At 55.0% G+C, this 24,041-nt stretch carries 23 protein-coding genes, 1 tRNA gene and 1 pseudogene; 21 read left to right on the top strand and 4 right to left on the bottom strand.

Translation table 11 applies throughout. The features are described 5' to 3' along the window. Positions 1-82: 82 nt before the first annotated feature. From ACI43T_RS03155 to ACI43T_RS03130, 6 genes and pseudogenes are all read left to right on the top strand, one after another. A pseudogene (locus ACI43T_RS03155) lies at positions 83-187 on the top strand (DUF350 domain-containing protein); the annotation flags it as partial. An 86-nt stretch (positions 188-273) separates the two neighbouring features. Next, entirely contained in the window at positions 274-1,296 is a 1,023-nt protein-coding gene (locus tag ACI43T_RS03150) for an SPFH domain-containing protein (RefSeq protein WP_405385513.1), read from the top strand. A 159-nt stretch (positions 1,297-1,455) separates the two neighbouring features. Further along, positions 1,456-2,985 (top strand): DUF4178 domain-containing protein, encoded by a 1,530-nt coding sequence (locus ACI43T_RS03145; RefSeq protein ID WP_405385511.1) that lies wholly within the window; start codon positions 1,456-1,458, stop codon positions 2,983-2,985. Positions 2,986-2,988: 3 nt separating this feature from the next. Continuing rightward, positions 2,989-3,162 carry a hypothetical protein gene (locus ACI43T_RS03140; RefSeq protein WP_405385510.1) on the top strand — a complete coding sequence of 58 codons (174 nt, stop codon included), beginning with the start codon at positions 2,989-2,991 and terminating at the stop codon, positions 3,160-3,162. Continuing rightward, the gene (speD, locus tag ACI43T_RS03135; protein WP_009173419.1) at positions 3,159-3,515 is read left to right on the top strand and encodes an adenosylmethionine decarboxylase; all 357 of its coding nucleotides are present in this window, start codon (positions 3,159-3,161) and stop codon (positions 3,513-3,515) included. The genes ACI43T_RS03140 and speD overlap by 4 nt, the downstream gene beginning before the upstream one ends. Before the next feature lie 56 nt (positions 3,516-3,571). After that, on the top strand, positions 3,572-5,188 hold the full coding sequence (locus tag ACI43T_RS03130) for an NAD(P)-binding protein (RefSeq protein WP_405385509.1): 1,617 nt from the start codon (positions 3,572-3,574) through the stop codon (positions 5,186-5,188). A 439-nt stretch (positions 5,189-5,627) separates the two neighbouring features. Here ACI43T_RS03130 and ACI43T_RS03125 read toward each other — a convergent pair. Next, positions 5,628-5,704 (bottom strand) — tRNA-Pro (locus ACI43T_RS03125). A gap of 186 nt (positions 5,705-5,890) precedes the next feature. Between ACI43T_RS03125 and ACI43T_RS03120 the strand changes: the two genes are divergently transcribed. The 3 genes from ACI43T_RS03120 to trpD all read left to right on the top strand — a co-directional run bounded on the left by ACI43T_RS03120 (position 5,891) and on the right by trpD (position 8,833). After that, positions 5,891-7,270, top strand: a complete 1,380-nt coding sequence (locus ACI43T_RS03120) for a mechanosensitive ion channel family protein (protein ID WP_377079720.1) — start codon at positions 5,891-5,893, stop codon at positions 7,268-7,270. Then, positions 7,270-7,713 (top strand): dihydroneopterin triphosphate diphosphatase, encoded by a 444-nt coding sequence (gene nudB / locus ACI43T_RS03115; RefSeq protein WP_308024878.1) that lies wholly within the window; start codon positions 7,270-7,272, stop codon positions 7,711-7,713. The genes ACI43T_RS03120 and nudB overlap by 1 nt, the downstream gene beginning before the upstream one ends. Positions 7,714-7,804: 91 nt before the next feature. Continuing rightward, positions 7,805-8,833 carry an anthranilate phosphoribosyltransferase gene (trpD, locus tag ACI43T_RS03110; protein ID WP_377079721.1) on the top strand — a complete coding sequence of 343 codons (1,029 nt, stop codon included), beginning with the start codon at positions 7,805-7,807 and terminating at the stop codon, positions 8,831-8,833. A gap of 82 nt (positions 8,834-8,915) precedes the next feature. Here the strand turns inward: trpD and ACI43T_RS03105 are convergent, their stop codons facing one another. Both ACI43T_RS03105 and ACI43T_RS03100 read right to left on the bottom strand, forming a co-directional pair. Further along, complete coding sequence (locus ACI43T_RS03105; RefSeq protein ID WP_293277968.1) at positions 8,916-9,482, bottom strand: peptidylprolyl isomerase; 567 nt, start codon at positions 9,480-9,482, stop codon at positions 8,916-8,918. A 140-nt stretch (positions 9,483-9,622) separates the two neighbouring features. After that, entirely contained in the window at positions 9,623-10,186 is a 564-nt protein-coding gene (locus ACI43T_RS03100) for a YceI family protein (protein ID WP_314764228.1), read from the bottom strand. Positions 10,187-10,437: 251 nt separating this feature from the next. On the opposite strand from ACI43T_RS03100, the gene ACI43T_RS03095 reads away from it, so the two are divergent. The 12 genes from ACI43T_RS03095 to ubiE all read left to right on the top strand — a co-directional run bounded on the left by ACI43T_RS03095 (position 10,438) and on the right by ubiE (position 21,745). Continuing rightward, on the top strand, positions 10,438-11,832 hold the full coding sequence (locus tag ACI43T_RS03095; RefSeq protein ID WP_314764198.1) for an MFS transporter: 1,395 nt from the start codon (positions 10,438-10,440) through the stop codon (positions 11,830-11,832). A 120-nt stretch (positions 11,833-11,952) separates the two neighbouring features. Beyond that, a complete protein-coding gene (locus tag ACI43T_RS03090; protein ID WP_377079732.1) occupies positions 11,953-13,488 on the top strand; it encodes a phospholipase D family protein in 1,536 nt (511 codons plus the stop codon). A 31-nt stretch (positions 13,489-13,519) separates the two neighbouring features. Beyond that, entirely contained in the window at positions 13,520-14,047 is a 528-nt protein-coding gene (locus ACI43T_RS03085; protein WP_405385508.1) for a C40 family peptidase, read from the top strand. A gap of 179 nt (positions 14,048-14,226) precedes the next feature. After that, complete coding sequence (hemF, locus tag ACI43T_RS03080; protein ID WP_377079724.1) at positions 14,227-15,132, top strand: oxygen-dependent coproporphyrinogen oxidase; 906 nt, start codon at positions 14,227-14,229, stop codon at positions 15,130-15,132. A gap of 227 nt (positions 15,133-15,359) precedes the next feature. Next, positions 15,360-17,219 carry a dihydroxy-acid dehydratase gene (gene ilvD, locus ACI43T_RS03075; RefSeq protein WP_405385507.1) on the top strand — a complete coding sequence of 620 codons (1,860 nt, stop codon included), beginning with the start codon at positions 15,360-15,362 and terminating at the stop codon, positions 17,217-17,219. 74 nt (positions 17,220-17,293) lie between these two features. Beyond that, positions 17,294-17,425, top strand: a complete 132-nt coding sequence (locus tag ACI43T_RS03070) for a hypothetical protein (RefSeq protein ID WP_256359113.1) — start codon at positions 17,294-17,296, stop codon at positions 17,423-17,425. Positions 17,426-17,617: 192 nt separating this feature from the next. Next, on the top strand, positions 17,618-17,839 hold the full coding sequence (locus ACI43T_RS03065) for a hypothetical protein (RefSeq protein ID WP_009173431.1): 222 nt from the start codon (positions 17,618-17,620) through the stop codon (positions 17,837-17,839). A gap of 123 nt (positions 17,840-17,962) precedes the next feature. Further along, positions 17,963-19,255 (top strand): CAP domain-containing protein, encoded by a 1,293-nt coding sequence (locus ACI43T_RS03060; protein WP_405385545.1) that lies wholly within the window; start codon positions 17,963-17,965, stop codon positions 19,253-19,255. A gap of 84 nt (positions 19,256-19,339) precedes the next feature. Then, entirely contained in the window at positions 19,340-19,573 is a 234-nt protein-coding gene (locus ACI43T_RS03055; protein WP_009173433.1) for a hypothetical protein, read from the top strand. A gap of 23 nt (positions 19,574-19,596) precedes the next feature. Next, entirely contained in the window at positions 19,597-20,034 is a 438-nt protein-coding gene (locus tag ACI43T_RS03050; protein WP_405385506.1) for a gamma-butyrobetaine hydroxylase-like domain-containing protein, read from the top strand. Between the two features lie 20 nt (positions 20,035-20,054). Beyond that, positions 20,055-20,978, top strand: coding sequence for a ribonuclease Z (gene rnz / locus ACI43T_RS03045; protein WP_405385505.1), 924 nt, complete (start codon positions 20,055-20,057; stop codon positions 20,976-20,978). 29 nt (positions 20,979-21,007) lie between these two features. Then, on the top strand, positions 21,008-21,745 hold the full coding sequence (gene ubiE / locus ACI43T_RS03040; RefSeq protein WP_308024532.1) for a bifunctional demethylmenaquinone methyltransferase/2-methoxy-6-polyprenyl-1,4-benzoquinol methylase UbiE: 738 nt from the start codon (positions 21,008-21,010) through the stop codon (positions 21,743-21,745). A gap of 291 nt (positions 21,746-22,036) precedes the next feature. Here the strand turns inward: ubiE and ACI43T_RS03035 are convergent, their stop codons facing one another. Next, positions 22,037-23,947 carry an ATP-binding cassette domain-containing protein gene (locus ACI43T_RS03035; protein WP_405385504.1) on the bottom strand — a complete coding sequence of 637 codons (1,911 nt, stop codon included), beginning with the start codon at positions 23,945-23,947 and terminating at the stop codon, positions 22,037-22,039. Positions 23,948-24,041: the final 94 nt, after the last annotated feature.

Raw genomic sequence — 24,041 nt, 5'->3', positions numbered from 1 at the left:
GATAGCCTGTTGATGTGACGTTTTTCGATTGTCGATGATGAAATCCGAAACGGTGTGAGTTCGGATGGCGATGTTTGTCGATGAAGGCGCAACGGAAGAACGCATCGGCAACAACGTCGCTGTCGGTGCGCTTTTTGGCGCGGTGTCCGTGTCCATCGGTATCTTGAATGCCGCTTGTTTGACCTGATTTATATAAACAGTTTGCAAAATATACGGCTGCCTGCATTTCTGCCCCGCTCCGTGTTATCCCATTCTTCAAAATAAGGAACCGCAATGTTCAACTTTATCAAGAAACAGTTTATCGACGTCATCCAATGGCCGAATCCCGACGACAGCCTGTTGATGTGGCGTTTCCCGATTGCCGATGAGGAAATCCAAAACGGCGCGAGCCTGACCGTGCGCGAGGCGCAGATGGCGATGTTTGTTGACGAGGGCGTAACCGCCGACGTGTTCGGACCGGGGCGTTACACGCTCAGCACGCAAACGCTGCCGCTGCTGACCAACCTGAAAAACTGGGACAAACTCTTTGAATCCCCGTTTAAATCCGACGTTTACTTTTTCAATACCAAACAACAGATTGCGCGGAAATGGGGTACGTCGCAACCCGTTACCGTGCGCGATGCCGAGTTCGGCGCGGTGCAGTTGCGCTCGTTCGGTATGTACGCCTACCGCATCAGCGATCCGGCAAAATTCTTTAAAGAAGTCAGCGGTGTAGCGGCAGAATACAGCGGCGTCGAGTTGGAAGCCCAGTTGCGCAATATTGCCGTCACCCAACTCGCGGCGGCGTTCGGCAGCTCAGGCATTCCGTTTTTGGACATGGCGGCAAACCAAGTTTTGCTGTCGCAAAAAATCGGCGAATTGCTCGGCGCGGAATTTGCCAAACTCGGCTTGACGCTGGAAAACTTCACTGTCGAAAGCATCACTCTGCCTGCCGCCATCCAAGAAGCGTTGGATAAGAAAATTTCCATGGGCGTCATTGGCGATTTGGGACGCTACACCCAATACCAAACCGCCGAAGCTATCCCGCTTGCCGCGCAAAACGAAGGCGGGCTTGCCGGAATCGGCGCAGGCTTGGGCGTGGGCGCAGGCGTCGGTCAGGCAATGGCTGGCGCGATGGCGGGCATGATGCAGCCCGCGGCTCAACCGGCAGCCCAACCCGCGCAAAGCATTCAGACGACCTCCGAAGACCCGCAGGCAAAATTGGCGAAACTCAAATCTTTGCTGGACGGCGGTTTGATTGCTCAAGAGGATTACGATAAAGCCAAAGCGGAAGTGTTGAAGCAGTTGATCGGCTGAGGAAATAGGCCGTCTGAAAACGGTTTCAGACGGCCTTTACCTGTTCGGTCAGTCTATACGGTAAAATCCAGCCGTCGATATTTCGATTTTTAAAAAACAATCCGTCCCACACTATTGCAAGGTCGTCTGAAACTTCCAACCCACTTCCGAAAAGCAAACATGTCAAACACCCCCTTCTTTAAAACCGACTGCCCGAGCTGCGGCGCGCCTGTCGAAGCGCATTCCGCCTCCGCCGTTACGCTGGTGTGCGGCTACTGCAACAGCATGCTGGTGCGGCAGGATGACGGCATCGTCGATTCCGGCCGCGATTCCGCATTGCTGGAAGATTTCAGCCCGCTGCAAATCGGTACGACCGGCACATTCGTTACGCAACGCTTCACCTTGGTCGGACGGCTTCAGGTGCAATACGACGACGGCGCATGGAACGAATGGTACGCGCTGTTTGACGACGGCAGGACGGGCTGGCTTTCGGAAGCAGGCGATTTGTATGTGATGACTATGCCCGTCGAAACCGACAACCCGCCGCGCTTTGAGGACATTCGGGCGGGATTTAGCGAGCTGACTTTCCAAAACAAACGCTATGTCGCCTCAGACGTGCGCCACATCAGCCTGAAACGCGCTGCCGCGCAGGGCGAGCTGCCGTTTGTTTTGAACGAAGATAGTCAGAACAAAGTTGCCGACTGGCGTTGCGAAGACCTTTTCATCACGCTCGACTACAGCGACGACACCCCTGAAACCTTCTTCGGCCGCATGGTGAACTTGGATGATTTGAAGCTGGAAAATACTCGCAGCGAAGACGAAATCAAAGAAAGCGCAGGTCGTCTGAAAGGCAGCATCGCCTCTGAGAACTGTCCCAACTGCGGCTCGTCTGTCCACTGGGTCAGCGGCCTCACCTCCCATCTCAACTGCACAAGCTGCGGCAGCGAATTGGCAATCGGCAAAGACAAAGCCGAACTCATTACCGCCAACGCCATGCGCACGGCGCAGCAAAGCCTGTTTACCTTGCCCGTCGGCAGACAAGGCCGTCTGAAAAACCGCGAATTTTACGTTATGGGTGCGGTCAGATACGCCGAAACCGACGCACAGGAAACATTTGAAAACCTGTTCAGCGGCGCCAACCGCACGCTCACGCCCGAAGGCCAATGGTCGGAATATCTGCTTTACAACCCGACACAGGGGTTTCTGTGGCTGGTCGAATCCGATGACGGCTGGAACCTTTCCCAAACCCAAAACACATGGCCGCGCCTCGACCGCAACCGCCAACCGCAAGGCTGCAGCAAACTTTACGACTACGGCGGCAGGGTCGAAGTCGCTGCCGGCGCGTTCTACTGGCGCATCCGAAGCGGCGATTTGAACTATTACAGCGACTACCGCGACGGACAAAACCGCAAACTTTGTGCCGAATTGAACACTCACGAAATGGCATGGAGCAAAAGCGTACCGGTTGCTTACAGCGAAATTGCCGAGGCATTTAATCTGAGCAGCCGCGCACCGCATTACACCGCAAACATGACCGAAGATGCCGTCGACAACAAATTGCGGCTGCTGATGATCGGCATCTTGATTATCGTCAACATACCGGCATTCCTGATGAGCGGCGGCGACCACTTAAGCATCATCATAACCTTGTTCTTTGCAGGTTATGCCATCTGGGTTATCGGGCGTGAAAAAGACGAAGAAGAGGATTAAACCATGTCGAGAATAGGCTATATCATTTGCGCCACCGCAGTTATCGTTGTGGCTACCATGCTTAACTACGCCTCGCTCTCATCCTCATCCGACGGCAGCCGCACGCACTCCGGCGGCTACTACTACGGAGGCGGCAGTTATTCCGGCGGCAGCGGTTATTCCGGAGGCCACAAATGACCCATATCCCCGGTAATCATGGCCTTTTGGACTTATACGGCTGCGACGAAGCCATATTGAAAGACCAAGGCCGTCTGAAAACCGCCCTAAAAGCCGCCGCCCAAGCCGCAGAAGCTACCGTCCTCGCCGAACGTTTCCACACCTTCGGCGGCGCAGGCGGCATAACCGGCGTTTTACTGCTCGCCGAATCCCACATCAGCATCCACACTTGGCCGGAACACCGCTTCGCCGCCATAGACGCATTTATCTGCGGCGGCATGAAGTTGGAAAAAGTGAAGGAAGTGTTGTGCAGGGAATTGGCGGCGGAACGCAGCACTTGGGCAGTGGTAGAAAGAGGGGGCGGCATCGTTTAAGTTGCAACGCTTTAATCTGAAATCCAATATTGAACAAACCCGTCTCCATAAACTTCATGCCGACCCGCCGCCGTTTCCTCAGTTACACCGCCGCGCTTGCCGCTGCGTCCTCTTTCTCTTGGCTGACTTACCAACGCCTCAACCGCAAACCGCCGGTTTCCGTCAACCGCGTAGGGCTGCCGTTGGGGCATTTGTTGCGCGACGGGAAATTGCTCAGCCCGCCGAGCCGCCGTTACGAATGCAATACGCTGATACTCGGCGGCGGCGCGGCGGGTTTGGGGGCGTTGTGGTATTTGGCGAAACACGGTCATCGTGATGTATTGCTGGCGGAAGGATTCGAGCGCAACGGCAACAATGCCGCCTACGCCGCTTCAGACGGCCTGAAAGCGCCGAGCGGTGCGCATTATCTTGCGTTGCCGTCGAAAGAGAGTGCGTATGTGCGCGAGATGCTGGCGGATTTTGGTATCTTGCAATCGGACGGCAGTTTCAGGGAAACTGATTTGGTTTACGCGCCCGAGTCGCGCCTTTTGTATCAGGATAAATGGCAGGAACACTTGTTGCCGAAAGAAGATGCGGATTCCAAACGTTTTTTCGATTTAATCGGTCGTCTGAAACAGGCTTACGGAAGCGACGGCAAGAAGATTTTTGCCATTCCGATAGCCCTATCTTCTGCGGACGAAACGTGGCGCGAACTTGATAAGTTGACGTTCAAACAATGGATTGCGCAAGAGGGCTACACCTCGCCCGAACTCTTGTGGTATCTCGATTACTGCTGCCGTGATGATTACGGACAGGGCATAGCGCAAGTATCCGCCTTTGCCGGACTGCATTACTTCGCCGCACGCAACAGCGCGGAAACCGTCCTCACTTGGCCCGAAGGTTTGGCGCATCTTTCTGAAAACCTGCGCCGCCATGCCGGTTTGCAGGAAGGTTGGCAATGGTCGTCTGAAAACCGCATCCACCTCGACAAACCTGCTTCCGTCAACGCATCCGCCGTCAAAATCAAACCGCTTTCAGACGACCGTATCGAAGTTTGGCTGCGCGACAATTCAAGCGGCGAAACCGTCGCCCTGACCACGCAACACGTTATTTCCGCCATGCCGCTGATGGTTGCCGCCCGCATCGTCGAAAATCCCGCGCAATACGGTTTGAACATTCCCGAATACGCCCCGTGGTTGGTCGCCAATTTCGAGCTGCACAGCTTTCCGAAAGAAAAAAACAACAGCGAAACGGCGTGGGATAACGTCATCTACGGCAGCCAGGGGCTCGGCTACGTCGTCGCCACCAACCAGCTCATCCGCGTCGCCCGCCCCGAGCGCACAATCTTCACCGCCTATGCCGCGTTAAACCACGACACCCCGCAAACCGTCCGCCGCCAACTGCTCGAAGCCTCCGACGAAGAACTGCGCGACTTGGCCGCCAAAGACTTGATCGCCGCCTACGGAGAGGGCTTCTGGCAACACGTTTCACACGTCAATGTTACGGTACGCGGACACGGCATGAGCGTACCGAAAGCCGGTTATCTGAACGACGAATCTTTGTTAAAAATCAGAAACCGAGCGTCAGGACTGCTGTTTGCCCACAGTGATTTGAGCTGTTATTCGGTATTCGAAGAAGCTTTGTATTGGGGCGTGGAGGCGGCGAAGAAGGTGTTGAAATCGGCAAAAGCGTAACTGGGAATTTTCTGAATTTGGTATAGCTAAGTTATGAGGGTATATGATTTTTCAGACGATTGCGTATTTATATTTCAAGTGTAGCGCCTTCCTATAATCGAAAAGTCAATATGCTATAGGTCTTTTAGTGAAGAGTCAGCAGGGCTAATGGCGGAATATCGTGGCAATACTTGTATATTAAGCGGCAAATTTTACCGCAAAATATAGCCTGAAGGACTTCGAAAAGGAGACACTGCACTCACTGTCATCCGCATATTGGAGGCACATCAAGTCAGGAGATATAACTATTACTATGAATAACGGGACAGCATTACAAAGCAGCTATTGTATTGAAGGCATAGCCTCGGAAAGTATTTTATAATACATCGTATTGAATAAATTGAGATTAAAGTGAAAAAACGGCCGGGCTAATTTAAATTAGCCCGGCCGTTAGATTTTTTGGTCGGAGTGAAAGGATTCGAACCTTCGACCCCTTGCACCCCATGCAAGTGCGCTACCAGACTGCGCCACACTCCGACTTAATTAAGGTGCGAATTATAATTTTTTTGTATCGGTTTGGCAAGCGCGTCCGGCCTAATCGGGAGTATCTGTTTGAAGCGGCTTTGAATATTGCTTTCAGACGGCCTGACTCCCGCCGGAATGACGAACATCCATGCCCGCTATATAATGACGCTATTTGATTTTTCTGAATAAATATTGCTTATGAATGCCATTCTTCATGATTTGTTTGCGCGCCAAGCGTTTACTTCCAGCCTGTTAGAGCGCAATTTCAGTCAGACTTCGGGTTGGATCGAACTGGCGGGCGTGCTGGCATTGATGGCGGCGACGTTTTTTCTGTCCGAATACCTTATCAATAAATATTTTTCCGGGCATCGGAGAAATTTTTTGCTGCTGCGGCATATCGGCTGCCGCCTGCTGTGGCCGCTGTTGATGATGATAACGGGGGCACTGGCTTTATTTGTCTGTAATTTGACGGAATTTCGCGCGGTATGGCTGCATCTGCTGATTTTGGCGGCGCGTTGGATGATTCTGATTCGGGCGAGTGTGGCGGTGGTCCATGCCGCTTTGCCGCAGAACAGGCTGACTGATTGGCTGGAGCGGGTAGTATCAATGGTTTTGTGGGTGGGATTCGTTCTGTGGCTGTCGGGATTTGATGACAAAATTCTGGAAACGTTGGAGGCAATCCGTTTTACCGTCGGTTCGGGCAAATTGAGCCTGCTGACGATTTTGAACGGGATTCTGTGGGTCGGTATCCTGATGATAGGTGCGTCATGGCTGGCGCGCTTTATCGGCGAGCGGTTGGAGAAAAGCAGCTTAGACACCAATTTGAGCATGATTTTGTCCAAAGTCGTCAAAACGGTGATGATGGTTTTGGCGGTATTGATTGCGCTGCCGCTGGTGGGGATTGATTTGACGGTATTGTCGGTGTTCGGCGGTGCGTTGGGTGTCGGTATCGGTTTCGGCCTGCAAAAAGTGGCGAGCAACTATATTTCTGGTTTTATCATTTTGGGCGACCGCTCCATCCGCATGAACGACCGCCTGACGGTCAATAACTTTACCGGCTATGTCACCAAAATCACCTCGCGTTTTGTGGTGCTGCGCAATGCCAACGGTACGGAGGCGCTGATTCCGAACGAGACTTTCGTTACCTCGATGGTGGTCAACGAATCCTACACCAGCCGCGAATTGCAGCAGGCGTTTAATATACAGGTTGCCTATCATTCCGATTTGATTAAGGCGCTGGACATCATAAAAAGTGCGGCCGCCGCGCAGCCTCGAGTTTCCGCCAATCCCGCGCCTTTGGCGGTGGTGACCAATTTCGGCGACAACGGTATCGATTTGCGCGCGACTTATTGGGTGAAAGACCCGGAAAACGGTTTTGCCGCGCTGCAATCGGCGATTTTTCTGGACATTTGGCGGCAGTTTAACGAACACGGCATCGAGTTCCCCTATCCGCAGCGCGAAATCCGCATCTTGAACGAAAGCCTGGCGCCGAGCAATATCGCCATGATTAAGGCGGGAATGCAGGCGCGCAGCGACACCAAATCCGACCCGGCAATGGATGCTGCCGGAGACGATTGATGGCGAAGCCTTTGAAGTATCCCGTGTCCGCACTGGTGGTATTGCACGACGGACAAGGGCATATCCTGCTTATCGAGCGGGCAGACCGGCCCGGCTTCTGGCAGTCGGTAACCGGCAGCATAGAGCAGGGCGAGAGTATTGAGCAGACTGCGCGGCGGGAGGTTTGGGAAGAAACCGGCATCCGCCTTGCGGACGGGCAGCTTTGCAACTGGCATGAAAGCAGCGTTTACGAAATCTACCACCATTGGCGGCACCGCTATCCTGAAGGCGTATTCGAAAACCGCGAACACGTCTTTTCCGCCGAAATCCCGCGCAATACGCCGGTCAGGCTGGCAGAGGGCGAACATACCGCCTACGGTTGGTTTGATGTGGCGGAAGCGGCGGAAAAAGTGTTTTCGCCGTCCAACCGTGCCGCTATTTTGGATTTGCACAAACATATGTAGCGGATCAGGTCGCAGAGGCCGTCTGGAAATTTTCAGACGGCCTCTAAAGCCGATAAATTCAGTGAACAACGAAGGAAAAGGAAACTTGGAAATGATTACCCCCCAGCAGGCCATTGCGCGCCTAATCAGCAACAACGAGCTTTTTTACGACGAAATGACCGACTTGATGCGCCAGATTATGAGCGGCCAGGTAATGCCGGAACAAATCGCGGCCATCCTGACGGGGCTGCGGATTAAGGTGGAAACCGTATCGGAAATCACCGCCGCCGCCGCAGTGATGCGCGAGTTTGCGAGCAAGGTGCCTGTTAGGGACGGCAGCGGTTTGGTCGATATTGTGGGCACGGGTGGAGACGGTGCCAAGACGTTTAATATTTCCACCGCCGCCATGTTTGTCGCGGCGGCGGCGGGGGCGAAGGTGGCAAAACACGGCGGCCGGTCGGTGTCGTCTTCCAGCGGTGCGGCCGATGTGATGGAGCAGATGGGAGCGGTATTGGATGTTACGCCCAAACAGGTGGCCGAAAGTATAGACAAAACCGGTATCGGCTTTATGTTTGCCCCCAACCACCACAGTGCCATGCGCTATGTCGCTCCGGTACGCCGTGCGCTCGGGTTCCGCAGTATTTTCAATATCCTCGGCCCGCTGACCAATCCCGCCGGTGCGCCGAACCAGTTGCTGGGCGTATTTCATGTCGATTTGTGCGGCATCCTGTCGCGCGTGTTGCAGCAACTCGGTTCCAAACATGTATTGGTGGTTTGCGGTGAAGACGGTTTGGACGAAATCACTATTGCGGGCAAAACCCGCGTGGCCGAACTGAAAGACGGAACGATACGCGAATACGATCTCAATCCTGTGGACTACGGGATAGAAATCCGTCGAAACCTCGACGACATCAAGGTTGCCGACAGCAGGGAATCTTTACTGAAAATACAGGGCGTGCTTGACGGTGAGCGCGGCGCGGCGCGGGACATCGTATTACTGAATGCCGCCGCCGCCCTGTATGCCGGCAACGTGGTTCCGTCGCTGGCCGAGGGCGTCGACGCGGCGGGGGAAGCCATTGATTCGGGTAAAGCCAAGGCAAAGAAAGACGAGTTCGTCGCGTTTACCAAGCAACTTGCCTGATTGGGAATGCGAAATTGTCAAAAGGCCGTCTGAAAGCTGCTTCATCATGCTTTCAGACGGCCTTTTGACTGTATCGGCAGAATTATTGGCCGATGGTAACTTTACGGATAACGACGGGTTTGACCGGTACGTTTTGATGGTAGCCGCGGTCGGTAGTCTGTACCTTGGCGATTTTCTCCACCACTTCCATACCCGATGTAACTTTGCCGAACACCGCATAGCCGTAGCCCTGCGCGGTTTTGTTTTTAAAGTTCAGAAACTCATTGTCGGCGGTGTTGATGAAAAACTGGCTGGTAGCGGAATTAGGATTGCCGGTACGCGCCATGGCGATGGTGCCGACAGTGTTCTTCAGGCCGTTGTCGGCTTCGTTGCCAATGGCTTTGTCGGTGGCTTTCTGTACCATGTCGGGTGTGAATCCGCCGCCTTGAATCATGAAGCCGTCGATGACGCGGTGGAAAACGGTGTTGTCGTAAAAGCCTTTGCGGGCGTAGCTGACGAAGTTGGCGACGGTTTTAGGCGCTTTGGTTTCATCCAGCGACAGGCCGATATTGCCCATATTGGTTTCGATAACGGCGCGTGTTTCGGCTTGAGCGGTGAACGAGGCGGCGAGTACGAGGGCGCCCAAAGCCAGTTTGCTGAGTGTTTTCATGAGAGGGTTTCCTGTGAATGCAAAACCGGCATTATCGCTGTTTTTTATGTGAAGGCGATAATAGGAAATGTTAAGAAGCCGTTATTCGAGGCCGTCTGAAACAATGCTTTCAGGCGGCCTCGAATATTTTAGACGCAGCGTTATTGTTTGGCTGCTTCGATTTGGATGTCGATGCGGACGGTTTTGGTCATGCCTGCATCAACCAGATAGTTCACGCCCCATTTGGTGCGGTCGATGGTGGTGCTGAAGTCGCCGCCGCAGACTTCGGTTTTCGCCATCGGGCTTTGGTAGCAGTTGAATTTTTCGGCTTTGAGTTTGACGGGGGCGGTTTTGCCGTGCATGGTCAGGTTGCCGTCAACGGAGAGCAGTTTTTTGCCGTTGAAGTTGAATTTGGTGGAAACGAAGCGGATGTTCGGATATTTGGCGGCATCGAAAATGTCGGCAGATTTCAGGTGGTCGGTGAAGTGTTGCGAACCGCTTTGCAGGTTGGCAACGGGGATGGTGATGTCGATTTTGCCTTGGCGCTTGGCTTGGTCGAAATCGACGGAGCCGGTCAGACCGTAGAAACCGCCGACGTTGGTGCTGGTGTTGAAGTGGTCGATGGCGAAACGGGCGTTGGCGTGGTGTTCGTCCACTTTGTAGGTGGCGGCGGAGGCAGTACCGATGGCTGCTGCTGCGAGTGCGGCGAAGATGATTTTTTTCATGATTCTTGTCCTTTGTGTGAGGTTGTAAAGGCGTTTATCTTAACATAGGAAAGAATGCATATCATTTCTTAAGGGTGAACGGTGGATTTACTTGGATTTGATGATGGCAGATAGAATACCGTAAATACATATGAATTAAAGTGGTTTCAGACGGCCTGTCGCTGGATGGGCGGAGGGGGAAGAGGTTACAATGGCCCTTTGTCGAAACGGTCAAACCGGATATTTCGAGATTGTGATTTAAGAAATTAAAGATGGAAATCACGCTTCCAATTTCTCCGCAGCCTTCGCGTTGGCTGCCGTTGCTGCTGGCAATTGCGATTTTTATGCAAATGCTTGATGCGACCATACTCAATACCGCGCTGCCGAACATTGCTGCGGATTTGGACGAATCGCCGCTGGATATGCACTCTGCGGTGGTGGTTTATACGCTGACTGTCGCGTTGCTGATTCCTTTGAGCGGCTACCTGGCCGACCGTTTCGGTACGCGCAATGTGTTTGTCGGTTCGATGGCGGTGTTTATCGCCGGCTCGCTGTTGTGTGCGGCGGCGCAAAACCTGCCGATGCTGGTGGTGGCAAGGATGGTGCAGGGAGTGGGCGGTTCGATGCTGGCACCCGTACCGCGGTTGACCATTATTCGCGTATACGAGAAGTCGCAGCTTCTGAACGCTATCAATTATGCGGTGATGCCGGCGTTAATCGGGCCCATATTCGGGCCGCCGGTGGGCGGTTATCTGGTGGAATATGCTTCGTGGCATTGGATTTTTCTGCTGAACGTACCCATCGGCCTAATCGGTATCGCGGCGGCGCTGAAAATCATGCCGAATGTCAAAGGTGTGCGCGTGCCGTTTGATACGGCGGGCTTTTTGATGTTCGCTTCGGCGGCATGCGCGCTGATAATGGCCGTGGAGGTTATCTCTCATCCGCAGGCCGTACCTTTTGCTGCGGGGCTGGCGGTAGCCGGTGCGGCTGCGCTGTGGCTTTATGCCCGCCATGCGCGCCGTACCGAAACGCCGCTTTATGCGGGCGACCTGTTTCAGGTGCGCACTTTCCGGCTGGGACTTGCGGGCAATCTGTTCAGCCGTTTGGGTATCAGTTCCGTACCGTTTTTATTGCCGTTGCTGTTTCAGGTGGCTTTTGGTTTCGGAGCGGGGCTGTCCGGCGGCTTGGTTGCTGCCGCGGCCTTTGCCTCGCTGCTGGCGAAGCCGTTGGTCAGGCCGATAATGGCGCACTACGGCTACCGTGGTGTTTTGACGGCCAACACGCGGCTGTTGGGGATATTGATTATGCTGGTTGCGCTGCCGGATGTGCATACGCCGCTGGGAGTGTGGGTGGCGCTGCTGCTGGCGATGGGGCTGTGCAACTCAATACAGTTTTCGGCTATGAACACGTTGACCTTGGCCGATTTGCGGCCTTATCAGGCGGGCAGCGGAAACAGTCTGATGGCGGTCAACCAGCAGTTGTCCATGAGCTTCGGCATTGCGCTCGGCGCACTGATGTTGCAGGGCTGGACGAAAAGCAGCTTCGGTGCGGAAAACCTGCATACCGCATTCAGGCTGACCTTTCTCGGCATCGGTGCGGTTACGTTTGCCTCAGGATTTATCTTTGCCCGGCTGCACCGTTCCGACGGGCAGAATCTGACGGAATAAATCAAGAAAATAGGTTAGAATGTGCGCCGTTTATATTTGCCGCTGCCGTTTTTCAGACGGCCTCGAAGTTTTCAGGAACAAAATACCGTCTATGCCGTCTGAAAAAAGATTGTTACCGTGATGAACCTCAGATATACCGTACTGATGATGCCCGCATTCCTCATAGGCTGTGCTTCGCTGCCGCCGTTGGACGGACGGACGGAGAGCCGCTATCTCGACACGCCTTCCTCGCCCCGCTTGGAAGCGTCGTTGAAACTTGCGCACAAAAAGCAGCCTGCCGACAGCGATGCGGACACGTCGGACGTTTATCTGCTCAACGATGCGCATGATGCCTTCGTCGCGCGTGCCGAACTAATTGACGCCGCCGACCACACGCTCGACATCCAATACTATATCTGGCACAACGACATTTCCGGCAAGCTGCTGTTCAACCTAGTGCACAGGGCGGCAGAGCGCGGCGTGCGCGTGCGGCTGCTGCTGGACGACAACAACACCGACGGCCTCGACAACATCCTATTGGCGCTCGACAGCCATCCTAATATCGAAATACGCCTGTTCAACCCCTTCGTCTCGCGCAGATGGCGCGCGTTGGGCTATCTGACCGACTTCCCGCGCCTCAACCGCCGTATGCACAACAAATCGCTGACCGCCGACAACCGCGCCACCATCGTCGGCGGACGCAATATCGGCGACGAATATTTTAAGGTCGGGGAAGATACCGTTTTCGCCGATCTGGATATACTGGCAACGGGCAAAGTGGTTACCGAAGTGTCGGAAGACTTCGACCGCTATTGGGCGAGCAATTCGGCTTATCCGGCCAGAAGCATCATCAAAAGAGGCAGCGTGGAAAAAGGCTTTGAAGAACTGGCATATAACGATGACGACAAAAACGGCGTATTGAACCGATACCGGCGCGAAATCGAAACCTCGGATTTGTTCAATTTGCTGAAGCAGAACAAAGTGCAGTGGCACAAAGTCAAAACCCGCCTCATCAGCGACGACCCCGCCAAAGGGCTTGACCGCGACCGCCACAAAACCCCGATTCTGCAACGCCTGCTCGCAGCAATGCAGGCGCCGGAAAAGAGCATGTATCTTGTGTCGCCGTATTTCGTGCCGACCAAATCGGGTGCGCACGCATTAAGCGAAATCGCCAAAGCAGGCGTGGACGTAACCGTACTGACCAACTCACTTCAAGCCACCGACGTTGCCGCCGTACATTCCGGCTACGTCAAATACCGCAAGCCGCTGCTGAAAGCAGGGGTGGAACTGTACGAACTGAAGCCCAACCATGCCGTCCCCAAAACCAAAGACCGCGGGCTGACCGGCAGCTCCGCCACCAGCCTGCACGCAAAAACCTTTATCGTCGACGAAAAACGTATCTTTATCGGTTCGTTCAACCTTGACCCGCGTTCCGCCCGCCTCAACACTGAAATGGGCGTCGTCCTCGAAAGCCCGCAGATTGCCGGCATGATGCGGCGCACGCTGATAACGACCACGCCCGACTACGCCTACAAAGTTACGCTCAACCGGCACAACAAACTGCGCTGGCAGAATCCGGAAGACCGCAAAATCTACTCGAAAGAACCGGAAGCCAAATTCTGGAAACGCGTTATCTCCAAAATATTATCGTTTCTGCCGATTGAAGGATTACTCTGAGGCCGTCTGAAAATACACCGAAGGAAATCTCATGAAACCGATTTTAAAAGCCGCCTTTCTCGCCACCGCAGTTGCCGCGCTGGCATCCTGCGGCACCACGCCAAGAAAACCCGCGCACCGCCCGACAGCCGCACACAAGGTCCAGCCCGTGCGCATCAGCAATATCGACCATACGGAAGGTTCGCAGGAACTGATGCTGCACAGCATGGGGCTGATCGGCACGCCTTACCGCTGGGGAGGCAATAAAACCGAAATGGGCTTCGATTGCAGCGGCATGATTCAGTTCGTTTATAAAAACGCACTCGGCGTCAGCCTGCCGCGTACCGCCCGCGACATGGCCGCCGCCTCGCGCAAAATCCCCGACGGCAAACTGAAAGCCGGTGATCTGGTATTTTTCAGCACGGGCGGAGCGCACAAATATTCCCACGTCGGCCTCTATATCGGCAACGGCGAATTTATCCACGCGCCGAGCAGCGGCAAAACGGTACAGACCGAGAAACTTTCCAAGCCCTTCTATGCGAAAAACTACTTAGGCGCACATACCTTCTTTACAGATTAAACCACAGGCCGTCTGAAACATTTTCAGACGGCCTGTCCGTTTAAAATGAAGATAAGGCGCGTTTGACGCATCACCTGCGGCGACGGCCCGAATTTCCTGCTTTTCGTTTATAAAAAGCCGATTATCCGGTACGGCAATTTTTCAGACGGCCTCCCAACCCTCAAAACAAGGAATTTCCCATGCACACCGAAACCGTTTTAACCGTATTAAAAAACCTGCAAAACCAAATCTGCGCCGCGCTTGAGCAGGAAGACGTCGGGGCGGGGTTTGCGCGTGAAGAATGGACGGGCAAATTGGGCGTGGGCGAAACTCGTGTGTTGAAAAACGGCGCGGTATTCGAGCAGGCGGGCGTGAATTTTTCGCATGTGAAAGGCAGCAAAATGCCCGCTTCGGCAACGGCGCACCGTCCTGAACTGGCGGGCGCGGCGTTTGAGGCAATGGGCGTGTCGCTGGTGATTCATCCGAAAAATCCGTATGTGCCGACCAGCCATGCGAATGTGCGCTTTTTTATCGCGTATCCGGAAGGCGGCGAGCCTGTGTGGTGGTTCGGTGGCGGCTTTGATTTGACGCCGTTTTATCCGTTTGAAGAAGATATTTTGCACTGGCACACGGTCGCGCGGGACGTATGCGCGCCGTTTGGGGAAGAGGTTTATCCCGAGTTCAAAAAATGGTGCGACGAGTATTTTTACCTGAAACACCGCGGCGAAACGCGCGGCGTGGGCGGTTTGTTTTTCGACGATTTGAACCGCTGGGATTTCGACACCTGCCTGAATTTCATCAAGGCGGTCGGCGAAGGCTATATCGGAGCGTATCTGCCGATTGTGGCGAAACGCAAAAACACGCCATACGGCGAACGCGAACGTGATTTCCAGCTTTACCGGCGCGGGCGTTATGTGGAATTTAATTTGGTTTGGGACAGGGGCACGCTGTTCGGCCTGCAAAGCGGCGGTCGCACGGAAAGCATTTTGATGTCCATGCCGCCTTTGGTGCGCTTCGAGTATCAATACGCGCCCGAAGAAGGTTCGCCCGAAGCGCGGCTGAATGAGTTTTTGGCGGCACGGGATTGGCTGGGTGAATCGGGTTGAAAATCAGGCTTTGAGGCCGTCTGAAAATATGGTTTCAGATGGCCTTTCTCATGAAAGCCGTACGGTCCTGTTTGATTACAAATTAAGGTTCTTCATTGTCAACAATTGGTATAAAATGGCAGCTTAATTGAGAAAATCTGCCGCTGAATCAACACTTATCGAATGAAATCATTTTTTCAGACGGCCTTTGTCTTTTGCGGCACACGTTTTAAATTTAAGGAATAAAAATGCCAGACTACCGCTCCAAAACCTCCACCCACGGCCGCAATATGGCGGGTGCACGCGCATTGTGGCGCGCCACCGGTGTGATGGAAACCGACTTCGGCAAGCCCATCATCGCCGTTGCCAACTCGTTCACCCAATTCGTGCCCGGCCATGTCCACCTGCACAACATGGGCCAACTGGTTGCCCGCGAGATTGAAAAAGCCGGCGCAATCGCCAAAGAATTCAACACCATCGCCATCGACGACGGCATCGCCATGGGACACAGCGGCATGCTGTACTCACTGCCCAGCCGCGATTTGATTGCCGACTCCATCGAATACATGGTGAACGCCCACTGCGCCGACGCGCTGGTGTGCATTTCCAACTGCGACAAAATCACCCCCGGAATGCTGATTGCCGCCATGCGCCTGAACATCCCGACCATCTTCGTTTCCGGCGGCCCGATGGAAGCGGGCAAGGTCATCGGCGTGGCCAACATCCAGCCCGAACGCCGCTTGGACTTGATTGACGCCATGATTGAATCGGCGGACGACAATATCAGCAACCAACAGGTTGAAGAAGTCGAACAAAATGCCTGCCCGACCTGCGGTTCCTGCTCCGGCATGTTCACCGCCAACTCCATGAACTGCCTGACCGAAGCGCTCGGCCTGTCCCTGCCTGGCAACGGTTCCTACCTCGCCACCCATGCCGGCCGCAAAGAATTGTTCCTCGAAGCCGGCCGCATGATTGTCGAAATCACCAAACGCTATTACGAGCAAGACGACGAAACCGTGCTGCCGCGCAGCATCGCCACCAAAAAAGCGTTTGAAAACGCCATGACCATGGACATCGCCATGGGCGGTTCCACCAACACCATCCTGCATTTGCTCGCCGTCGCCAACGAAGCGGGCGTGGATTTCAAAATGGCCGACATCGACCGCTTAAGCCGCGTCGTGCCCTGCATCTGCAAAACCGCGCCCAATAACCACGACTACTACATGGAAGACGTGCACCGCGCAGGCGGCATTTTCGCCATCCTGAAAGAACTGGACAAAGCGGGCAAACTGCACACCGACGTGTACACCATTCACGCGCCGACGCTGAAAGACGCGATTGAAAAATGGGACGTGACCAATCCCGAAAACACCCACGCCATCGAACGCTTCAAAGCCGCACCCGGCGGCGTGCGCACCACCCAAGCGTTCTCGCAAAACCGCATGTGGAAAACCCTCGACCTCGACCGTGAAAAAGGCTGCATCCGCAACGTCGAACACGCCTACTCGCAAGATGGCGGTTTGGCGGTCTTGTTCGGCAACATCGCCGAGCGCGGCTGCGTGGTGAAAACCGCAGGCGTGGACGAGAGCATCCTCAAATTCACCGGCCGCGCCCGCGTGTTTGAAAGCCAGGAAACCGCCGTCGAAGGCATTTTGGGCAACCAAATCGTCGCCGGCGACATCGTCATCATCCGCTACGAAGGCCCCAAAGGCGGCCCAGGCATGCAGGAAATGCTGTACCCGACTTCTTACCTGAAATCCAAAGGCTTGGGCAAAGCCTGCGCCTTGCTGACTGACGGACGCTTCTCCGGCGGTACATCAGGTTTGTCCATCGGCCACGCTTCGCCCGAAGCGGCGGAAGGCGGCGCCATCGGTTTGGTGCACGAAGGCGATACCATCGAAATCGACATCCCCAACCGCAGCATCAATCTGAAAGTGTCCGACGAAGAACTCGCCTCCCGCCGCGCCGAAATGGAAGCACGCGGCAGCAAAGCATGGAAACCGGAAAACCGCGACCGCTACGTCTCCGCTGCCCTGCGTGCCTATGGCGCGATGGCGACTTCCGCCGACAAAGGCGCGGTGCGCGACGTATCGCAAATCGAACGCTAAAGCGGTGCGGCAATACGGTTTCAGACGGCCATACGGTATCGGAGGCCGTCTGAAACCGCATCAAAGGCAGTGTTATGGACAAATTTATTCTTGCGATGATTGCGCTGGCCGTGATTCTGGCGGTGATTATCGGCGGCGGCTTTATAGCGGTCGAATACACCAAAAAACATCCCGAAATGTTCGAGGTCAAACCGGAGCGGAAGTAGGCTTGCCGCCGTCGGGCCGTCTGAAAGATTCGTTTTCAGACGGCCTTTTGTTATGCTGCGGTAAAATCAGGCAAAGCGGCAAACTAATGCGGCGGATTTATGTCAATAGGAAATGCCGCCCGTATGACGCTTTACCTTGAAAGCCGCGGTACGCGGGGCGTCTGTATCTGATTCAACCGACAGGAGAATGAAATGAAAAAATTATTGATTGCCGCCGCAGTGTTGGCGCTGGCCGGCTGCCACAGCACATGGAACGGAGTAAAAGCGGACAGTTCGCGCATCGTCGGCCGTTCGGTAAGCGGTATCGGCCACGGCATCGGCAAGGCAGGGGCGGCGCTGGAACGCAGCGGTGAGCAGATAGACGGGCGTGCGCCGGCACAGAGTGCGAACAACGCCGTACAGCAGCCGTATTGAGTTTGCACGCAGCCCACAGACCTCCGACCGGTACCAGCCGGCCGGAGGTTTTGTTTTTCAGACGGCCTTTATGCGGTATGATTGCGGCTTGAAACATCATGACAGGCCGTCTGAAGAATAATGATGAAATCACTTGCCGTCTGGCTGGTTCTGGCCGGATTATTGTTTGCCCTGTTCCGATACGTGGAAGAGAGCGAATTATCCGGCGCCGACCTGCTCCGAGCGCTGCCGCCCGCCGATACGTCTGCCGTCGAAGGCTTGGACGGACTCGGCTATCTGAACTACCTGCGTAAAGAGGCCGGGCTGCCCGCGTTGGCGAAATCCGAACTGCTGGAGCGTTCGGCGCGCAACCACGCGCGTTATCTGACGGATTACCCCGACGAAGGGCATGACGAGAAGCATACCGCCAGCCCGCTGTTCAGCGGCGAAACGCCGTCCGACCGTGCCGCATTCGTCGGTTATCCGTATGGCGGCGTGCGGGAAAACGTCAGTACCGGCCGCATTCAGCGCGGCGCATCGTCGGGCGGCGATACGGTGCGGCAGCAGGCGGACGGCCTGATGGCGGCGGTGTACCACCGTTTTTCATTGTTGGAACAAGGCATCGACGAGGCGGGCGCGGCTTACGAGGAGCAGAACGGCAATCAGGCGCTGGTGGTCAATCAGGGCAACAGCCTGTACCGCAATCTTTGCGCGTCAGGCCGTCTGAACGCCGAACCCGACCGGCCTTTCTATGCGGACGCCTGCACCAACGGCGCCATCGTGTATGCGGACGAAATGAAACCCCGGCAGGAAATTCCGTATGTCGTATATCCGGTCGGCAATTCGGCCGTGCCCGAATTTTACGGCGAACGCCCCGACCCCGTACCCGACCGGGCCATAACCGGCAACCCCGCCAGTATTGCGTTTTCCGAAACGGCCGGACGCATCGAAATGCAGTCGTTCAAACTCTACCGCGGCAATGAAGAAGTCGCCCCCGTGCGCGTGCTGACCCGCCGCAACGACCCGAACCGGAAATTCACCGACCGCCAGTTCGCATTGTTTCCCCTGAATCCCTTGGAATACGATACCGCCTATCGCGCCGTGTTCCGCTACAGCCGCAACGGTCAAAAGGCAGAAGCGGAATGGACGTTCCGCACCAAGCGCCCCGATTACCCGTATTTCATCGTCAAAGGCGGCGAAAAACTGGCGGTTTCAGACGGCATCGAATACTTTATCCGCCCGCAGCGCCGCTGGTGCCTGAAAGACTGTCCCGATGTGGTTTACCAGACCGCCGGCGGTGCGACGCTGGAAGTTTTGAAACACATGCCCGGCGGCATCGTCGTGCGCATGAGCGGCAGGCGCGGCGATAAGGCGCGGCTGATGCTCGACGGAGGGCGGGACAAACGCAAAGCGGTGGAACTCTACCTGACGGATTAGGGCCGTGCCGCAATGCCAAAATTATCGGAAACGGCGTTGTGAAAACTGATAAAATACCCCCTCCGTCCGATACGGCAGACAGTCATGAGCCAAAACGTCCAAATCAAAGCCAACACCCGCTGCGCCTTCGCCTGCATCGGCCTGATGCTGTTTTCGTTTGCCGTGTTCGCGTTTGTCTCGGTGGTGCCGGCGGGTTTGTCGGGCGCCGCCAGGATAACCGTTATCCGCGTGTCGCTTTACGCGCTGCTGGCATTTGCGGTGCTCGGCGGCATTTTTTCCATCCGCGTCGCCGTATTGCGCAAAAAAGCGGGCAAATAAGCATTTCATTTTAAGGTTTGAACATGAATCACCCGAATAACCGGATACCCGAAGAAATCCGCCTGCAACACGGCCGCGGCGCACTGACTTTGGTTTACGGCGCCGAACAAAAAAGTCTGAGCGCCGAATTTTTGCGCGTATTTTCACCCAGCGCGGAAGTGCGCGGCCATGCGCCCGGGCAGGAAGTGCTGCAAACGGGCAAGGCGGGCGTTACCATCATGGGGCTGGAGCCGGTCGGGCAATACGCCTTGAAAATCACTTTTTCAGACGGCCACGACAGCGGTTTGTACGACTGGGCCTATCTGCACAAACTGGCACACGATCACGACGCGCTTTGGGCGGATTACCTGCGCCGCATGGAGCTGGCGGGCGCGTCGCGCATTCCGTCTCCCGACGATTTGAAGGCCGGGCCGAAATCCGGCCATGCCTGCGGCAGCGGCGGTTGCGGCGGACGGCATTGAGGAAGAGGCCGTCTGAAAATATGGAACTGCAATTTTTAGGCACCGGCGCAGGTTCGCCGTCGAAAGTGCGCAACGTTACCTGCACCGCCCTGAAAACAGGCGGGAAAAATAACGAAGTCTGGCTGTTTGATTGCGGCGAGGCTACGCAGCACCAAATCCTGCGTACCAACATCCGGCCGGGCAAAATCAGGCGGATTTTCATCACGCACCTGCACGGCGACCATATCTTCGGCCTGCCCGGACTGCTCGGCAGCCGCTTGTTTTTGGGCGGGGCGGGCGAACCGCTGTCCCTGTACGGCCCCGCCGGTATCCGCCGGTTTGTCGAAAGTGCGCTGGAAGCTTCGCAAACGCAGTTGAGCTATCTGATAAACTTCCATGAATTTGTTTCAGACGGCCTCATATCGGACGACGGGGAATTTACCGTCAGTGCTTTCGGACTGGCGCACAGCCTGCCGTCCTTCGCCTACCGCATAGAAGAAAAAGAACGCGCGGGCGGCTTGCAGATGGACTGTTTGCGCGAACTCGGCATCCCGCCCGGCCCGTTGCTCGGCCGTCTGAAAAACGGCGAAACCGTAACCTTGGACGACGGGCGGCTGATTGACGGTAAAGAATACCTTTCGCCGCCGCGAAAAGGGCGGATAATCGCTGTCTTCGGCGACACAAAGCCCTGCCCGTCCGCACTGGCGGCGGCCGAAGGGGCGGATGTATTGGTGCATGAAGCGACTTTTGCCGCCGGAGACGAAGCAATGGCGGAAAAAGTTTTCCATTCCACCGTGTCCGATGCCGCAAACCTGGCTGCCGAAGCCGGTGTCAAACAACTTTATCTGACCCACATCAGCGCGCGTTATGCCGATGAGGAGCAACGGCTGATGCTGGAGCGGCAGGCGCAAAATATATTTCCCGCGTCGAAAGTGGTTGGCGATTTCGACGTATTCAATATCTGAATCCGCATTATTTTAAAAAGGCAGGCAACATGAGCGACCACAAAACCCATTTCGGTTTCAGTACCGTAGATGAGAACGAAAAAGCAGGCAAAGTGGCCGAGGTATTCCACTCGGTAGCGAAAAACTATGACATCATGAACGACGTGATGTCGGGCGGTCTGCACCGCGTTTGGAAACGCTTTACCATCAATACCGCGCGTTTGAAAAAAGGCGACAAAGTGCTCGACATCGCGGGCGGAACGGGCGACCTGTCGCGCGGCTGGGCCAAGCGTGTGGGCAAAGAAGGCGAAGTCTGGCTGACCGACATCAACTCCTCCATGCTGACCGTCGGCCGCGACCGCCTGCTCAATGAAGGACTGATTCTGCCGGTATCGCTGGCCGATGCGGAAAAACTGCCGTTTCCCGACAACTACTTCAATCTGGTTTCCGTCGCTTTCGGCCTGCGCAATATGACGCACAAAGATGCCGCGCTGAAAGAGATGCATCGCGTGTTGAAACCGGGCGGCACGCTGCTGGTATTGGAGTTTTCCAAAGTCTACAAACCGCTGGAAGGCGTGTACGACCTGTATTCGTTCAAGTTGCTGCCGGTTATGGGCAAACTGATTGCGAAAGACGCCGACAGCTATCAATATCTGGCCGAATCCATCCGTATGCACCCAGACCAGGAAACTTTGAAACAGATGATGCTGGACGCGGGTTTCGACAGCGTGGATTACCACAACATGAGCGCGGGCATCGTGGCGCTGCACAAAGGCGTGAAGTTCTGATTACGCGGATATTTGAAAGGCCGTCTGAAAATATTTTTCAGGCGGCCTTTAGATTTCAGACGGCCTTCGGGGATTTTTGAGGAAATGACGGTTTATAGTGGATTAATTTCCGATACAACCGTTTATTAAACCGCGTCATTTCCGCACAGGCGGGAATCCAGATTGTTCCGTTCAGAAACTGATGCAGAAAAACGTTTCTGAAATTCTACGTTTTGGATTCCCGCTTGCGCGGGAATAACACGGTTTGGTTTTCGGAAATTTTCGCAGGCATGGCGGTCTATGGTATAGATTTCAGACGGCCCCGCCGTTCTGCTTCGCCTCCAAAAGCTCCCAGCGTTCTAATTTTTCCAAAAGCAGTGTTTCGATTTCTTCGGCACGGTTTTGCAATGCACTGGCTTTCTCATAATCTTTGAAGATTTCAGGATCAGAAAGCTGCGCGTTGATTTCCGCCTGTTCGGTTTCCAAGGCGGCGATTTCGTCGGGCAGGGCGTCGAGTTCGCGTTGTTCTTTGTAGGAAAGTTTGACCGTGCGGTTGGCTTTGGGTTTGGCTTTTTCCGGTTCTGCGGTGGCTGTTTTGGGTGCGGGGGCCGTCTGAATTTTCTCTTCGCGCGATTTTGCGTCGATGTAGTCCTGATAGCCGCCGATGTATTCTTTCAGACGACCTTGACCTTCGAAAACAATGCTTTGGGTAATTACATTGTCGAGGAACATACGGTCGTGTGAGACGAGGAATACCGTGCCTTGATAATCGCGCAGCAGGTCTTCGAGCAGCTCTTGGGTGTCGATATCCAAGTCGTTGGTCGGTTCGTCCAAGACCAGGATATTGGCAGGGCGGGTGAAGAGTTTTGCCAGCAGGAGGCGGTTGCGTTCGCCGCCGGAGAGCGATGAGACGGGGCTTTGCGCGCGGGCAGGGTGGAACAGGAAATCTTCCAGATAGCTCATGACGTGTTTTTTCTTGCCGCCGATTTCGACGTAATCGTTGCCTTGTCCGAGCGTGTAAAACACGGTGTCGTTTTCGTTCAACGCGCTGCGGAACTGGTCGAAATAGGCGACTTCCTGCTTGCTGCCGATGCGGATTCTGCCGTAGGTCGGCTGCAATTCGCCCAGAATCAGCTTGAGGAAGGTGGTTTTGCCGATACCGTTTGGGCCGATTAAGCCGATTTTGTCGCCGCGCTGCAAGATGGCGGAAAATTTGTCCATGATGACTTTGTCGCCATAGGCAAACGAGGCGTGTTCCAGCTCGGCGATGATTTTGCCGCTTTTCTCGCCACTGTCGAGCTTGAAATTGACCTGCCCTTGTACGTTGCGGCGTTCGGCACGCTGGCGGCGCAGTTCTTCCAAACGGCGCACGCGGCCTTCGTTGCGGGTGCGGCGTGCTTCGATACCTTTGCGTATCCACGCTTCTTCCTGCGCGTGGAATTTGTCGAAAAGGCGGTTATGTTCCGCCTCGACTGCCAACTCTTGCGCTTTTTTCTCGCTGTATTTGGAGAACGAGCCGGGATAGGAGCGCAGAATGCCGCGGTCGAGTTCGACGATGCGCGTAGCAATGTTGTCCAAAAAACGGCGGTCGTGGGTAATCACGACCAAGCTGCCTTCAAACGCCTTGAGCAGGTTTTCCAGCCAGATAATCGCGTCGATGTCCAAATGGTTGGTCGGTTCGTCCAGCAGCAATACGTCGGGCTTCTGCACCCAAGCCTGCGCCAAGGCGACGCGCTTTTTCTGCCCGCCGGAGAGGTTGCCGATTTTTTCATTTTCCGGCAGACCGAGTTCACCTAAAGTCTGCTTCACCGCCGCATCCAGCTTCCAGCCGTCCTTCGCTTCGATTTCAAGCTGCAATTCGTTGAGTTCTTTTAATAAAACGTCGTCTGAATTGTGTTCCAAATCATGGCTGACGCGGTGGTAACGGCGCAGCAGGTCGCGGATTTCGCCCAAGCCTTCGGCGACGGTGTCGAATACGGTGACTTCCTTATCAAAAAACGATTCCTGCGGCACATAAACGATTTTGAGGTTGTTTTGAACGATAATCTGCCCGTCGTCGAGCTTCTGCACGCCGGCGAGGATTTTCAGAAACGAAGACTTACCCGCGCCGTTGCGGCCGATTAAGCCGATTTTTTCGCCGCTGTCGAGTTGGAAGGAAGTTTTGTCGAGTAGGGCGACATGGCCGACGGCAAAGGAAGCGTTTTCTACGGATAAGATGTTCATGCTGGTTGCGCCAAGAGATTCAAAGGGGGCTATTTTAGCCGATTTGCCGCGGTTTTATAAGAAACAGGCCGTCTGAACATTTCAGACGGCCTGC

Origin of the sequence: Neisseria oralis, assembly GCF_045062685.1 — a bacterium.
In the GTDB taxonomy this organism is placed as follows: domain Bacteria; phylum Pseudomonadota; class Gammaproteobacteria; order Burkholderiales; family Neisseriaceae; genus Neisseria; species Neisseria oralis.
Note: the sequence above shows the minus strand (reverse complement) of the source record. Positions and strands in the feature narration are given on the sequence as shown.

Excerpts from the sequence above, each read along its gene's own strand:
- ACI43T_RS03150 (WP_405385513.1), top strand. The coding sequence starts at position 274 with ATGTTCAACTTTATCAAGAAACAGTTTATCGACGTCATCCAATGGCCG.
- hemF (WP_377079724.1), top strand. The coding sequence starts at position 14,227 with ATGCACACCGAAACCGTTTTAACCGTATTAAAAAACCTGCAAAACCAA.
- rnz (WP_405385505.1), top strand. The coding sequence starts at position 20,055 with ATGGAACTGCAATTTTTAGGCACCGGCGCAGGTTCGCCGTCGAAAGTG.
- ACI43T_RS03145 (WP_405385511.1), top strand. The coding sequence starts at position 1,456 with ATGTCAAACACCCCCTTCTTTAAAACCGACTGCCCGAGCTGCGGCGCG.
- ACI43T_RS03100 (WP_314764228.1), bottom strand. The coding sequence starts at position 10,186 with ATGAAAAAAATCATCTTCGCCGCACTCGCAGCAGCAGCCATCGGTACT.
- ACI43T_RS03140 (WP_405385510.1), top strand. The coding sequence starts at position 2,989 with ATGTCGAGAATAGGCTATATCATTTGCGCCACCGCAGTTATCGTTGTG.
- ACI43T_RS03060 (WP_405385545.1), top strand. The coding sequence starts at position 17,963 with ATGAAATCACTTGCCGTCTGGCTGGTTCTGGCCGGATTATTGTTTGCC.
- ACI43T_RS03070 (WP_256359113.1), top strand. The coding sequence starts at position 17,294 with ATGGACAAATTTATTCTTGCGATGATTGCGCTGGCCGTGATTCTGGCG.
- ACI43T_RS03090 (WP_377079732.1), top strand. The coding sequence starts at position 11,953 with ATGAACCTCAGATATACCGTACTGATGATGCCCGCATTCCTCATAGGC.
- nudB (WP_308024878.1), top strand. The coding sequence starts at position 7,270 with ATGGCGAAGCCTTTGAAGTATCCCGTGTCCGCACTGGTGGTATTGCAC.
- ilvD (WP_405385507.1), top strand. The coding sequence starts at position 15,360 with ATGCCAGACTACCGCTCCAAAACCTCCACCCACGGCCGCAATATGGCG.
- ACI43T_RS03095 (WP_314764198.1), top strand. The coding sequence starts at position 10,438 with ATGGAAATCACGCTTCCAATTTCTCCGCAGCCTTCGCGTTGGCTGCCG.
- ACI43T_RS03035 (WP_405385504.1), bottom strand. The coding sequence starts at position 23,947 with ATGAACATCTTATCCGTAGAAAACGCTTCCTTTGCCGTCGGCCATGTC.
- speD (WP_009173419.1), top strand. The coding sequence starts at position 3,159 with ATGACCCATATCCCCGGTAATCATGGCCTTTTGGACTTATACGGCTGC.
- ACI43T_RS03050 (WP_405385506.1), top strand. The coding sequence starts at position 19,597 with ATGAATCACCCGAATAACCGGATACCCGAAGAAATCCGCCTGCAACAC.
- ACI43T_RS03055 (WP_009173433.1), top strand. The coding sequence starts at position 19,340 with ATGAGCCAAAACGTCCAAATCAAAGCCAACACCCGCTGCGCCTTCGCC.
- ACI43T_RS03120 (WP_377079720.1), top strand. The coding sequence starts at position 5,891 with ATGAATGCCATTCTTCATGATTTGTTTGCGCGCCAAGCGTTTACTTCC.
- ACI43T_RS03085 (WP_405385508.1), top strand. The coding sequence starts at position 13,520 with ATGAAACCGATTTTAAAAGCCGCCTTTCTCGCCACCGCAGTTGCCGCG.
- ACI43T_RS03105 (WP_293277968.1), bottom strand. The coding sequence starts at position 9,482 with ATGAAAACACTCAGCAAACTGGCTTTGGGCGCCCTCGTACTCGCCGCC.
- trpD (WP_377079721.1), top strand. The coding sequence starts at position 7,805 with ATGATTACCCCCCAGCAGGCCATTGCGCGCCTAATCAGCAACAACGAG.
- ubiE (WP_308024532.1), top strand. The coding sequence starts at position 21,008 with ATGAGCGACCACAAAACCCATTTCGGTTTCAGTACCGTAGATGAGAAC.
- ACI43T_RS03130 (WP_405385509.1), top strand. The coding sequence starts at position 3,572 with ATGCCGACCCGCCGCCGTTTCCTCAGTTACACCGCCGCGCTTGCCGCT.
- ACI43T_RS03065 (WP_009173431.1), top strand. The coding sequence starts at position 17,618 with ATGAAAAAATTATTGATTGCCGCCGCAGTGTTGGCGCTGGCCGGCTGC.